Origin of the sequence: Hymenobacter sp. BT491, assembly GCF_014349165.1 — a bacterium.
GTDB lineage: Bacteria > Bacteroidota > Bacteroidia > Cytophagales > Hymenobacteraceae > Hymenobacter > Hymenobacter jejuensis.
The window spans coordinates 41587-54791 of sequence record NZ_JACSJJ010000007.1 but is presented as its reverse complement, the minus strand read 5'-3'; the positions used below and the strand labels follow the sequence as shown (position 1 = coordinate 54791).

The following is a 13205-nucleotide window of genomic DNA, read 5'->3' as shown; positions in this document are numbered from 1 at the left end:
ATAAGCCGCTTGAAGACATTGTACGCTTCCGCCTGCTCTAACTCAGGCCAATGATTTGAGGAGTAGACTGTGCAGCCAAAGCTGCCGCGGTGCCGCTGAGAAGCCAATTTGGTTAAGCCAACCTTTCTTGCTTCCTTAGCTTGGCTAAACAGAAGGTCTTTAATTTTTCTTAAAGCACTTATGCTGCAGACCATAATTAAAGCACGGGGTATCAAGCAGAAATGGCTTGCCTCAAAGCTAGGCGTCTCCGAAGTAACCGTAAGCAATTGGTGTAGCGGTAAAACAGCGCCTACTAGTGAGCACCTAGAAAAGCTTTGTGCTATTCTCCAAGTAGAAATGCATTTGCTGAAGCCATAATGACAGAAAAGAAGTATCGATTGTCTTTCACGGCGGCTTCATTACGCCTGCCAGAAATGTCGAAGCTGGCGAAATTGTACCTAGATGACGAAGCAAGCAGCGTAAATAAAGAGCAAGTAATACGAGGAAGAAATACGCCCACAACCGAGAGAGAATTCAGGGAGATAAAACATAGAATTGATACATTAACTACTAAGCAAATAACAATTCTTGCGCACAGCGACGTTATTGGCCAGAAGCATATTGCCCTCTTGGCAATGTGTAAATTATACGGCTTCTTAAGAGACTTTATAATCGAAGTACTGCGTGAAAAGGCGATAGCTTTTGATTATCAAATCACCGAAGGAGAATACGCCACTTTTTTCAAAAGAAAATGTGAAACACACCCTGAACTGGAAGATCTAACGGATACTACGGCTAAAAAAATAAAGCAGGTAACGTACAAGATCCTGGAGCAGACAGGGCTCATTGATAACGTTGCATCAAAGAAAATAAATACACAAATTCTAGATCATACCGTTATCTCTGCTGTAGCCGAAGAGGATCCTGAATGGTTGAAAGTGTTCTTACTAACAGATTACGAATTGGTGAACTTGCGCGCATAATATGAAAAATACCACCGCTGCTTTCGAGCATCTATACCATTCTATTTCAGCAGATAACTTTCTAAGGATGAAGTCCTTAGGAGGCGAAATACCATTTTTCATTTTTCCCTTCGAGGCTACGGATCAGGTAGTAGTTGACAAAGCCACCAAAGGCTTGATAAATAAGCTAAATAACAATGGCGTTTCCGTATTAGAAATAAACTTATATGATTTAGCTCTGCAAATTATCAACGAAGCGCTCCAGGATAACGAAGAAATATTCGAACTTGAAAAGAGCATGAGTAAACAAGAATTTAAAGAAGCTATCCAGTCCCTTTTAGATATCAATGAAGTATTGATGCCCCGAATAAAAGGTTTAATTAATGCAAGCGATAAAAAGGTATACTTCTTAACTGGCATTGGGTTAGTGTTCCCTTTTATTCGATCCCATAACGTTCTAAATAATTTACAGAACATTGCCAAGCGAGCACCAACCGTTACCTTCTTTCCAGGAAAGTACAATGGGTACTCTTTGGAGTTGTTTGGCCTTTTGAAGGACGACAACTATTACCGAGCATTTAACATGGAAAATTACAACTACTCCGCATGAGCTTGCAAGAAATTTTTACAAAGTCTATTAATCGTCCCATTGAAACGGTAATTAAAGCGGATGACCAAGACAATATTCGTCAGGAAGTAGAAGAATATGTCGTAACAAATGAAGTGGCGAAGAAGATACGGGACTTCTTCGCCGCCTACACCAATTACTATGGCGCCAATGGCGTCTGGATTTCGGGCTTCTTTGGCTCCGGCAAGTCGCATCTGCTCAAGATTCTCTCTTATGTTCTGGAGAACCGAGAGGACAGTGGCCTTCTGCTGGGAGAGGTATTTGCAAGCAAGTTAGTTGGAGATGAGATGCTTAAGGCTGACGTGGTCCAGGCCACTCGCATCCCTTCGGAATCCATCCTCTTTAATATCGATCAGCAAGCCCAGATCACCAGCAAGCAAGAACAGGATGCGATTCTCACGGTCTTCTACAAGGTTCTAAATGATCACTTAGGCTTCTTTGGTGGACAAAACCATGTGGCGGACTTTGAAAGATGGTTAACTACGGAAGGGGTTTACGAGGCGTTCAAGCAGAAATTCGAGCACGATCTAGGCGAGCCCTGGACAACGGGCCGCCGGAAGTACTTCTCGCCGAAGGTCAAAGATGCCATAGACCGGGTCCTGACCGCACTTCATGGCCCGACTGCGGAAGGGTATAAGAACGTCATCGACGACTTACGGAAAGACAGTGCCATCTCCATAGAGGACTTCTGCACGAAAGTCAACCACTACATAGAGACCAAACCGAAAGGCTTTCGGCTGAATTTCTTTGTGGACGAGGTGGGGCAGTACATCAGCGACAATACCAAGCTGATGCTCAATCTGCAGACGATTGCCGAGACGTTAGCCACCCGCACCAAGGGCCAAGCATGGATCTTAGTGACCTCGCAAGAGGACATGGAAAAAGTAGTGGGCGACATGAACAAGGCCCAGCAAAACGACTTTTCCAGAATTCAGGCCCGGTTCAAAATCAAAGTTCCGCTTTCCTCGGCGAACGTGGACGAGGTGATTGAAAAGCGCCTGCTGGAGAAAAAGCAGGACGCGCAAAAGCTCCTGGTGCATACGTGGCAAAAGGAGCATGCTAACCTCGAAACCTTATTAACCTTTTCGGAGGTCGGGGTTCAGTTCAAAGGCTATAAAGAGGAGAAGAACTTTGTAAACAAATATCCATTTGTTCCTTATCAATTTGATCTTTTCCAGCAGTGCATCAAGGCCTTATCGCATCATAACGCGTTCCAAGGGAAGAATGCGTCGGTAGGCGAACGTTCCATGCTTGGTGTGTTCCAAGATGTGTTGATGCGGATGGGCAATGCCCAGGTGGATGCCCTGGTCACGTTCGACTTGCTTTACGAAGGAATCCGGTCGACGATTCGCGGGGAGATTCAAAGCTCCATTACGCTAGCCGAGCGTAACCTGGACGATGCCTTTGCAATCCAGGTGCTCAAAGCCCTCTTCTTGGTTAAGTATTACTCGAACTTCAAAACCACTCCCCGTAACATCTCGGTGCTCATGATCGATAACATCCATGTCGATCTGAAAGCGCATGAGCAAAGAATTCAACAGGCGCTGGGCCTGTTAGAGGCCCAGACCTATGTGCAACGGAACGGGGAACTGTACGAATTCCTCACCGACGACGAAAAGGATATCGAGGAGGAGATTAAGGCTACGGACGTAGATGAGTCGGCTATCACCCAGTTACTCAACGAACTGGCGTTTGATGAGGTAATCCGGGACACGAAGATCAAGTACAGTGAGAATAAGCAGGACTATGAGTTCGCGCACAAGATAGATGGCAGTGTTCTGGGGCGTGAGAAGGAGTTGGTAATAGACATCATTACGCCTAACCACGACGATTATGAGCATCGAGACCGGCTAGCGGCTCAGTCAATGGGACGCAACACGATGATGATGGTGGTGCTTCCGCCCAATGAGCGGTTGTTAAAAGATGTACGCCTGTATCTCAAAACGGATAAGTACATCAAGCAAAGTCAGTCCACCAACAACAAAGAGAGCATTAAGCGCCTGCTCTATGAGAAAGGAACCCAGAATAGCGAAAGAAGGCGGACACTTATTCTGCTTCTGAAGCAACTGCTCGGTGAAGCCGATATCCTACTCAATGGCAGTAAGTACGAAGTTGGAAATGCGGCTGATGGCCGCGTTAAGGTGACCAATGCCTTTCAGGGACTGGTTAAAATTGCCTATCCGAACCTGAAAATGCTGGGCTCGACAGCGTATTCAGAGGACACGATCAAGCAGACGATCAAAGCCAAGCAAAACGATCTGTTCGGCACGGATGACAGCACCATGTCAGAACCAGAAAATGAGGTTCTGAACTACATCATCCGCAGAAAGAAGCAATCGGAGCGCACCTCGCTTACGGAGGTGAAAGATCAGTTTGTCAAGAAACCCTACGGCTGGAGCCAGAATGCTATTTGGACGATGGTGGCCCGCCTGTACAAGCGAGGCAAGCTAGACGTGCGGCAAGATGGAGGCCTGCTAGGTGACGATGCCCTCTTAACCGCGCTGCTGAATAACCGCTTGCAGGCCACGACGCTGCTAGAGCCCCAGGTGGATATCGACCCGCAGCTAGTTCGGGACTTGAAGGAGGTCTACAGCGAGCTGTTTGACCAAACCTGTGCGGCCAGCGAGGCCAAGGAAGTTGCCACAGCTTTCCGGAGTAAACTGAGCGAGGAGCTGGTGTTTGTTAAAGAACTGGTGGCACAGCGTACCCACTTCCCGTTTCTGGCTTCTTTGGAGCCACTACGGGATACATTGGATAAGTTGAGCAGGAAGGAGCTCAACTACCTTCTGCTGAGCCGCAAGGAGTTCGAAGATGAGCTGCTCGATGCGAAGGAGAACCTTCTAGATCCGATAAAGCGCTTCTGGAGCAGTGAACTGAAAAAGATCTATGAAGAAATTAGAAGTTTCTTGAAGGGCGACTTATCAAATTTCGAGCACATCGATGGCGACGAGATGACAAAGTTGGAGGCCGCTTCCAGTCATACGAGACCCTATTCGGGCGCGATTATCCAAGAAGCCAAAGCAGCTATGGATTCAATGCGCACAAAGGTATTAGCTAAACTGAAGGAGGAGAAAGAGAAAGCGCTTGCTAGAATTGAGCAACATAGAGAGAGCCTCAAGGCTAACTCTGATTTTCAGAAGCTCACGAATGGGCAGCAGGAAAGCCTCCTGAAGCAACTCTCAGTTTTAGGCGAAAAAGTTGCCGATACGCGATACATCTCCAACATCAGAGGGCATGTAGTCAGCAGCAACGAGCTTTATGTAAGCCTACTGAATGAGATTCAGGCGCTGTTGCGCCGAAATACGCCCCAACCAGAGCCAGATTGTTACCAGAAGTCAGGCGAGGACACACCACCTGCCCAAGAGTCCAAGGTGGAATATGTGCAGCGCACTAAAGTTGAAGTCAGCTTCAAGAAAAGTACGCTCGAGACCGAACAGGATGTAGAGGACTATGTGAGTATCCTCAAGCAAGCCTACATCAAGCAGATCAAAGAAAACAAGCGCATTACGCTGTAGCCCCCTTTCTTCCAGATGAATACGAATAAGCTGAAAAAATTCGCACAGGACGCCCGCAAAAAGCTACTGGCGCAGGTGGTAGCCAAGCTGGAATACGTGCTTACCACCGACACCGCCGAGCTGCGGGAACGGGCGGCGCAGGTTAGCGCCTTGCGAGAAGAACTAAGCCGCACCGGCAAGCTGCAGCTGGTGGAGAAGGTGGCCTACACTTGGTTTAACCGCTTGGTGGCGCTGCGCTTCATGGATGTAAACGGCTATCAGCCGCTGGGCCTGCGCGTGCTCACGCCCAAAGAAGGACACACCCTGCCCGAGTTGCTGGACGAGGCCAAAACGGGGCACGTAGCGGAGGAGCTGAAGGTGAACAATCAGTTAGTATTCGACCTGCTTGACGGCCGCATGCCCAGCGCCAACCCGCAGAACGAGGCCTACCGTGTGCTGCTGATCGGGGCCTGTAACTATCTGCACACCCTGCTGCCGTTCCTTTTCGAGCGCATCAATGACTACACGGAGCTGCTGCTGCCGGACGATCTGACAAGCGACTTCTCTGTGGTGCACGACGTGCGCGAAGGCATGGCGGCCGAGGATTGCCAGCAAGTGGAGATTATCGGCTGGCTCTACCAGTTCTATATCTCGGAAAAGAAGGACGAAGTATTCGCTTCCAAAGCCAAGGTCAAGAAAGAAGATATTCCCGCGGCCACGCAGCTGTTCACGCCGCGCTGGATTGTGGAGTACATGGTGCAGAACACCGTGGGCAAGCTCTGGCTGCAGAACCGGCCCAGTTCCGCACTGCGGGAGCACATGACTTACTTCATCGAATCAGCCTCGTTGCAGAGCGAAGACTACCTAAAGCTGTCTTCTCCGCAAGAACTGACCCTGCTGGACCAAGCCTGCGGTTCGGGCCACATTCTGGTGTACGGCTTCGAGTTACTCTACCACATTTATGAAGAGGAAGGCTTCAACCCCAGCGAAATCCCGCAGCTAATCCTTGAGCACAACCTCTACGGCTTCGAGATAGATGAGCGGGCGGCGCAGCTGGCGGCCATGGCCCTGATGATGAAAGCGCGTAGTTACCAGCGCCGCTTCTTCAAAAAAGGCCAAGTGCCCCAACCCCACATCCTCTGCTTCCAGGACCTCAAACTCGACGAGAATCAGGTAGGAGCCACGCTGGCCAGCTTAGACGTAAAACCCTCCGACGCGCTGCGGCACGACTTGGGCCATATGCGACAGGCCACTAACCTCGGTTCCCTCATCGAACCTCACGCAAGCACGTCGGAAATACGCGCCCTGCTCAACCAGATCGAAGTACGAAAGCCTAGCCAAGCCGACCTGTTCGGCCAGTACGAACGGCTGCAACTACAGTCCGCATTGGCCCAGTTGCAGCCACTTAGCAAGAAGTATAGCTGTGTTGTTGATAACCCGCCTTATATGGGTGGCAACATGAATGTGCAACTAGCTGATTTTGTGAAGCGCAAGTACCCAGATAGTAAGGCTGATTTAATGGCTTGCTTTATGGAAAGGGGTTTGGCAATGCTTGACCCAAAGGGCTTCTTAGGAATGATTAATCAGCAAAGCTGGATGTTTTTAAGTAGCTATGATAATCTCAGAGGTAAAATCATTAATAATTATTTTATAGACACTCTATTGCAAATCGGATACAATAGCTTTCCAGAACTAAATTCCAAAGTTGTACAGGCGGCGACATTTGTCATACAAAATCAGGAAACCACAAAAAGGTTAGGCACTTACTATAACTTAAATGATGCTGCGCAATCAGCAGATAAAAAATCAGTTTTTGAAAGAAAACTAAACAGTAAACACCATTATTTATTTAATCAAAATGATTTTAAAAAAATCCCTGGAAGCCCTATCGGGTATTGGCTGAATAATAAATTCATTGAGATATTTTCCAAGGGTGTTCCCATTGGTGATATATCATCTCCAAGACAGGGCCTTGCATCAAGCGATAATAATCGATTTCTAAAAGATTGGTTCGAGGTTGCTTATTATAGAATCTCTTTCGCTTCTGATTCTCATAAATCCGCAGTTGAATCTAGAGCAAAATGGTTTCCATATAATAAGGGAGGCGCATTTCGAAAGTGGTATGGAAATAATGAGTACGTTATTAACTGGGAGAATGACGGGTACGAACTTCTGAATTATGCCGCAAAACTTTATGGTTCACCTACAAGAACTATTAAAAATATTCAGCACTACTTTAAAAAGTCTATCACTTGGTCGGCTTTAAGTTCAGGAGGGATTTCTTTAAGAAGAAACGGTATAGGATTTTTGTTTGACACAAAAGGACAATGCATATTTTCTGAGAGTGATATTATGCTAAACCAGTTAATGGCATTATTGAATTCAACTGTTAGTAGTGCTCTAATGAAAGTTTTAGCACCAACACTTGATTTTAATTCAGGAGTTATAGCTAAAGTGCCGTACATAGCCGCTAATTACAATAACGACCAAATAGAGCAGTGCGTCGCAATTTCAAAAGCTGAATGGGATTCTCACGAAACATCCTGGGATTTCATTCAGAATGAATTGATTCGAATCAAAAGCTTGGATTTAAAAGAAGCTTTCGATTTATATCAGCAGTATTGGAAAAACAAGTTTTTTCAGCTACACAAAAACGAAGAAGATCATAACCGTCAATTTATTGAAGTCTACGGATTACAGAATGAACTCACACCTGACGTTCCTTTAAAAAACATTACCATTCTGCAAGAAGAAACTAGCATCGAGAATGGCAAGCTAGTGTTTCATGCCGATGAAGTGATGGCCCAGTTCGTAAGCTATTCTGTTGGCTGCATGTTCGGGCGTTATTCGCTGGATGTGCCGGGACTTGTACTGGCTAACCAGGGCGAGACGCTGCAGGACTACTTTCAGAAATTGGAGAAGCAGGAGCAAGGGATTTCCTTTCTGCCGGACGCAGACAACATCATTCCCGTGCTCGACGATGAGTGGTTCGAGGATGATATCGTGGGCCGCTTCTGCGAGTTCCTAAAGGTGACTTTCAGTGAGGCCAACTACGCCAAGAATCTGGCCTTCGTGGAGGAGTGCTTAGGCAAGGACATCCGCAAGTACTTTGTTAAGGACTTTTATGCTGACCACGTGCAGCGCTACAAGAAGCGCCCGATTTATTGGATGTTTTCTTCCCCACAGGGCTCGTTCAACGTGCTCATTTACATGCACCGCTACACCCCCGACACGGTGAGTCACATCCTGAACAAGTACCTGCGCGAGTACCAGGAAAAGCTGCGCACCCGGCGCGAACACCTAGTTCGGGTGGAAGTCGGCGGCTCGGCCTCCGAGAAGGCAAAGGCTAGCAAAGAGAAGGCACGCCTCGATAGCGTGCTGCTGGAGCTGCAGGAGTACGAGCGCAACATTCTGTACCCGCTGGCCACCGAGCGCATTGCCATTGATTTGGACAACGGCGTGCTGGTCAACTATAACAAGTTCGGCAAAGCTGTGAAGCTGGTGCCGGGGCTGAACGACGCAAAAGCTAAGAAGCAGGTCAGCGAGTTTGATTGGGTGAAGGAGGAAGAGACGGTATGAGTCAAATAGCTGAGTCGCTGAAAAGACTCTTTGATAGTCATCGGATTATTTTCTGGCACGACGAAAAAGCAGAGCTCCTGGATAGTTTCCAGGAGCTCGTTTTGCCTGGCGTTGAGTGCATCCAGGTCAATAACAACGAGTTCTACATAAAGCACCGCGTGGTAAAGCAGGTGCCGGAGGGGAAGTTCCTGATTTACCGCTCCGGCCCTCGCCTTGCATTTATCAATAACTGGCTGCTAGACCTGGAACTAGCGCACTACGAATTCCACACCAACCAGGAAGCGACCTTCCTGCAAGAGCTGGGGCTGGAGTACGACTTTAAGGACTTGGTCAGCGAACATATCGAGTTCTTCAAGAGCAAAGACCGGCGGCAGAAGCTGAAAGGGCTCCTCGGCAAAGGAGACGCGCACAAGGATATCCGCTACAAGATGCTGGGTGTGGTGTTCAACACGCCCACTATCTCATTGCCGGCGTTCATTCAGGCGCACGCCAGTGCCTTCAGCGACGGCACGGACCGGCTGGACCGAGAATTTGCCCGTTACAACCTGGAGGCCTTTTACTGGCAGCTTATTGCGGACACTTATAAGTACAGCAACGGCTCCCCGAAAATCTATGACTTCCTGCTAGGGGTCTTTTCCAACGTTTTCTCCCTTACGCCCAGCAGTGGCCTGACCCGAGACGCGAATCTGCTGTTGTCGCTGTGGAAGGACAGCATCGCGTATCAGGAAGCCTTCCAAAATCTTTCGGATAGAATAGCGGTGGCTCTGAACGTCCAGGCACTGTTGGATGATGCTTCACTGGAGGACATTCTCGACGATGACCTGTTCCGCATCGTGGATTACAAAATCATCCACGAGCTCATCAGTCTGGTAGAATCCGAATCGATTAGCAATGACAGAGCCACTCAGGTCATCAAAAGCCGGGAAAACAAGTACTGGTACAAGGACTTCCGGGACTTCTACTCGGCTATTGCGCATGCCATTGAAGTCATTTCGCTCACCCGCAAGCATGCCTCCATCACCTTCTCCGGCATAGAGGATGTGGCTAAGCTGTACAGCCAGACCTTGTTTCAAGTCGATTTCCACTACCGGAAATTCATTTGGCACTACCGCAACAAAAACCAGGACAAGGCACTTGAGCTCCTCTTCGAGAAGGTGGAGAAAGTATACTCCAACGATTGGCTGCTGCCGCTCAATAACCGCTGGCAGGCATTGATTGACGCCCGAGAGGAATGGCCTTATGTACCGCTCCTCTCCCAGTCTAGGTTTTACAAGGATCACGTAGAGCCGGTGCTTAACAAAGGGCAGCGCGTGTTCGTGATCGTTTCCGACGCGCTGCGCTACGAATGCGGGTATGAATATCTGCAGAAGATAAATGCGGAAAACCGGTACGAAGGCGAGCTGCACTACCTGCTCACGGGGCTTCCTTCCTACACCCAGCTGGGCATGGCCTCTCTCCTACCGCACCAGTCCTTATCCATCATAGCAGGCACCGACAAGGTGAGCGTGGATGGGGTTCCGTGCCAGGGGGTACAGGGCCGACAGAAGGTGCTGGCAACGCTTGAGAACCGCAAAGCCACCGCCATTCAGGCCGAAGACTTCATGAAGATGAACTCCTCCTCGGAAGGCAGAGACTTTGTAAAGCAGTACGAGCTGATCTACATCTTCCACAACCAGATCGACAAAACGGGCGACGACAAAACGACAGAGGACAAAGTATTTGAAGCGGTTGACCGCGAATTGAACTTCCTCCTGGACGTAGTCAAGCGGGTGGCCAATATGAACGGCACTTACATGCTGGTGACGACAGATCATGGTTTCCTCTACCAACACACCGATCTGGACGAGTCCGACTTCACTTCCCTTAAGGTGGAAGGAGATGTCTGGAAAGAGAACAGGCGGTTTATTATCGGTAACAACCTGGCAGGCAGCGCCAAGGTCAAGAAGTTTAGCGCGCAAGCACTGAATCTCAGCGGCAACTTTGACGTGCTCTTACCCAAGTCTGTTAGTCGGCACCGGGTCATGGGTGCGGGTTCCCGCTTTGTGCACGGAGGCGCCTCCGTGCAAGAAGTGGTCATCCCCCTGATTAAGATTACCAAGAAGCGTCAGGACACGACTAAGCAGGTCGGCATCGATGTCATTCAGCAAACGAACAAGATTACAACCAACATCTTGTCCATCTCCTTCCTGCAGACGGAGTTAATCACGGATAGTATACTACCCCGCAGCATCAAAGCCGGGCTGTACGCTGGTAGCGAACTTATCAGTGATCAGTTCACCTTCCGATTTGATATTCAAGAGGGAAGCGAACGACAGCGAGAGGTAAAACACCGCTTCCAGCTGAGCAGCAAAGCCAGCGGCAAATACAAGAACCAAAGCGTGAAATTGGTGCTGGAGGAACCTGTAGAGGGATCTTCAATGTGGCGGCCATACAAAGAGTACACCTACACGCTAAACATTTCCTTCTCCAGCGACTTTGATGATTTCTAATGATGGTGTCCATTAACCACCTGTTGAATACCCACTTTTCGGGCAAAGTCGTCCGGAAGGACCTGACCAAGCTGGTGAAGGGCAATGCGATTGTCCCCACCTACGTACTCGAATACTTGCTGGGCCAGTACTGCGCCACCGACGTAGAGGATACCATTGCGGAGGGCGTGGAGAGTGTTCGCAACATCATCGCCCAGCATTTTGTGCACCGCGACGAGGCCCAGATGATCAAGTCAACCATTCGGGAGAAAGGCTCCCACCGGATCATTGACAAAGTATCCGTTCGGTTAAACGACCGCAAAGACGTTTACGAAGCCGACTTTGCGAACCTCGGGCTGAACAAGGTCGTCATCGACGACCAGATCGTTAAACAGCACAAAAAGCTCCTCTCGAGTGGGGTTTGGTGCATCGTGACCATGGGGTACATGCCGTCGGACGAACGCGACGTCTCCCCCTGGATCATTGACAACCTCAAGCCCATACAAATCGCGAACATCGACGTGGCCGAGTACAAGGACACGCGCCAACGCTTCACCAAAGAGGAATGGATAGATGCGTTGATGCAATCCCTTGGACTGAATCCGAAGGAGTTTTCCTTTCGTTCCAAGCTATTGCAGCTCTCCCGGCTAATTCCCTTTGCCGAGAACAACTACAATCTGGTTGAACTCGGGCCTAAGGGAACGGGGAAATCCCACATTTATTCCGAGATGTCGCCCCATGCCATCCTCATCTCGGGCGGGGAAGTATCCAAGGCCAAGTTGTTTGTGAACAACACCACCAATGACATTGGCTTGGTAGGTTACTGGGACGTGGTGGCGTACGACGAATTTGCCGGCAAGGATAAACGCGCGGATCGGGGCCTTGTAGACATCCTCAAGAACTACATGGCCAACAAGTCGTTCTCGCGCGGTACGCAGGTATATGGCGCTTCGGCTTCGATGGTTTTTGTGGGCAACACGGACCATTCCGTGCCTTATATGCTCAAGCACTCTAACTTGTTTGAGGCGCTGCCCAAGGACTACTACGATACTGCCTTTTTAGACAGGGTGCACGCTTACTTGCCCGGTTGGGAGGTGCAGAAGCTGCGTAACGAGATGTTTACCACTGCCTACGGCTTTATAGTCGATTACCTGGCAGAGGTACTGAAAGAGTTGCGCAAAGAAGATTACACGCAAGCCTACACCTCCTACTTCCGGCTTTCGGACACCATTACCACGCGCGACAAAGACGCCATTGCCAAAACCTTTTCGGGGTTGGTTAAGCTCATTTACCCGCATGGGCAGTTCACCGAAGCCGAAGCCAAAGAATTGCTCGACTTTGCCATCGAGAATCGAAAGCGGGTAAAGCAACAGCTCATCAAGATGGATGAAACCTTTGAAGAGGTTGATTTCAGCTATACCCAGCTCAGCAACAGGCAAGTAGTCAGCATAGAGACCTTGGAAGTGCTGGAGTTTGGCCCCAGCCGTTCAGAACCCGCTCCTTCGGATGCTTCCGATTACTTTCCCAGGCCCAACAACGATGTAGAAACTTCCGCTGCTGTTCCTGGCCAGCGAATTCTACGCGACAACCAAACCAACGTCACTTTCGCGGATCTTTTTGGACCTTACTTAACCGGTGCTACCAAAGTAGTCGTGAGGGATCCTTACATCCGTCTACCCTACCAGCTGCGTAATTTCATGGAGTTGGCGCAGCTGCTAGTAGCTTCGTTGCCGGTAGGGGAAGAGTTGACGTTGCACCTCATTACCTTCAACAACGAGGAGTATCTGGCAGACTCTCGGGGCGCTTTCAAAGAAATAGGGGATTCGCTGGAAGGCAATGGGATCCAATTTACCTACGAGTTTGACGAGACTAGCCATGACCGAGCCATTGAATGCAACAATGGGTGGAAGATCCTTTTAGGCCGCGGGCTCGACATCTATCAAAAAACCAACGGCCGATACGATCTGGCTGAATACATGCAAGAGAAGCGCTTGTGCAAAGCCTGTGAAATCACCTATCTACGAGTTTAGGGACCTTAATGAGTGCGTCGATGGACGTTTTAAAGCCGCCTGAAAACCGCGCTACTCGACAGTGG

The 13205-nt window shown here is 49.1% G+C and carries 7 protein-coding genes; all 7 read left to right on the top strand.

The genetic code is table 11. The annotated features are described in order from the left end of the window. The first annotated feature begins 180 nt into the window (after positions 1–180). From H9I52_RS23335 to brxL, 7 genes are read left to right on the top strand one after another with little or no spacing between them, the layout of a single operon-like run. Entirely contained in the window at positions 181–357 is a 177-nt protein-coding gene (locus H9I52_RS23335; RefSeq protein WP_187455532.1) for a helix-turn-helix domain-containing protein, read from the top strand. Continuing rightward, positions 357–962 carry a DUF1819 family protein gene (locus H9I52_RS21285; protein WP_187455531.1) on the top strand — a complete coding sequence of 202 codons (606 nt, stop codon included), beginning with the start codon at positions 357–359 and terminating at the stop codon, positions 960–962. The genes H9I52_RS23335 and H9I52_RS21285 overlap by 1 nt, the downstream gene beginning before the upstream one ends. Before the next feature lies 1 nt (position 963). Then, positions 964–1551, top strand: a complete 588-nt coding sequence (locus tag H9I52_RS21280; RefSeq protein WP_187455530.1) for a DUF1788 domain-containing protein — start codon at positions 964–966, stop codon at positions 1549–1551. Then, a complete protein-coding gene (brxC, locus tag H9I52_RS21275) occupies positions 1548–5084 on the top strand; it encodes a BREX system P-loop protein BrxC (protein ID WP_187455529.1) in 3537 nt (1178 codons plus the stop codon). Before H9I52_RS21280 ends, brxC begins: the two co-directional genes overlap by 4 nt. A 15-nt stretch (positions 5085–5099) precedes the next feature. Then, positions 5100–8642: a BREX-1 system adenine-specific DNA-methyltransferase PglX gene (gene pglX / locus H9I52_RS21270; RefSeq protein WP_187455528.1), complete on the top strand. Its 3543-nt coding sequence runs from the start codon at positions 5100–5102 to the stop codon at positions 8640–8642. Further along, positions 8639–11131 (top strand): BREX-1 system phosphatase PglZ type A, encoded by a 2493-nt coding sequence (gene pglZ / locus H9I52_RS21265; RefSeq protein ID WP_187455527.1) that lies wholly within the window; start codon positions 8639–8641, stop codon positions 11129–11131. The genes pglX and pglZ overlap by 4 nt, the downstream gene beginning before the upstream one ends. Next, on the top strand, positions 11131–13140 hold the full coding sequence (gene brxL / locus H9I52_RS21260; RefSeq protein WP_262386171.1) for a BREX system Lon protease-like protein BrxL: 2010 nt from the start codon (positions 11131–11133) through the stop codon (positions 13138–13140). The genes pglZ and brxL overlap by 1 nt, the downstream gene beginning before the upstream one ends. The last annotated feature ends 65 nt before the right edge of the window (positions 13141–13205 follow it).

Coding starts and splice junctions, on each gene's coding strand:
- H9I52_RS23335 (WP_187455532.1), top strand. CDS start 181: ATGCTGCAGACCATAATTAAAGCACGGGGTATCAAGCAGAAATGGCTT.
- H9I52_RS21285 (WP_187455531.1), top strand. CDS start 357: ATGACAGAAAAGAAGTATCGATTGTCTTTCACGGCGGCTTCATTACGC.
- H9I52_RS21280 (WP_187455530.1), top strand. CDS start 964: ATGAAAAATACCACCGCTGCTTTCGAGCATCTATACCATTCTATTTCA.
- brxC (WP_187455529.1), top strand. CDS start 1,548: ATGAGCTTGCAAGAAATTTTTACAAAGTCTATTAATCGTCCCATTGAA.
- pglX (WP_187455528.1), top strand. CDS start 5,100: ATGAATACGAATAAGCTGAAAAAATTCGCACAGGACGCCCGCAAAAAG.
- pglZ (WP_187455527.1), top strand. CDS start 8,639: ATGAGTCAAATAGCTGAGTCGCTGAAAAGACTCTTTGATAGTCATCGG.
- brxL (WP_262386171.1), top strand. CDS start 11,131: ATGATGGTGTCCATTAACCACCTGTTGAATACCCACTTTTCGGGCAAA.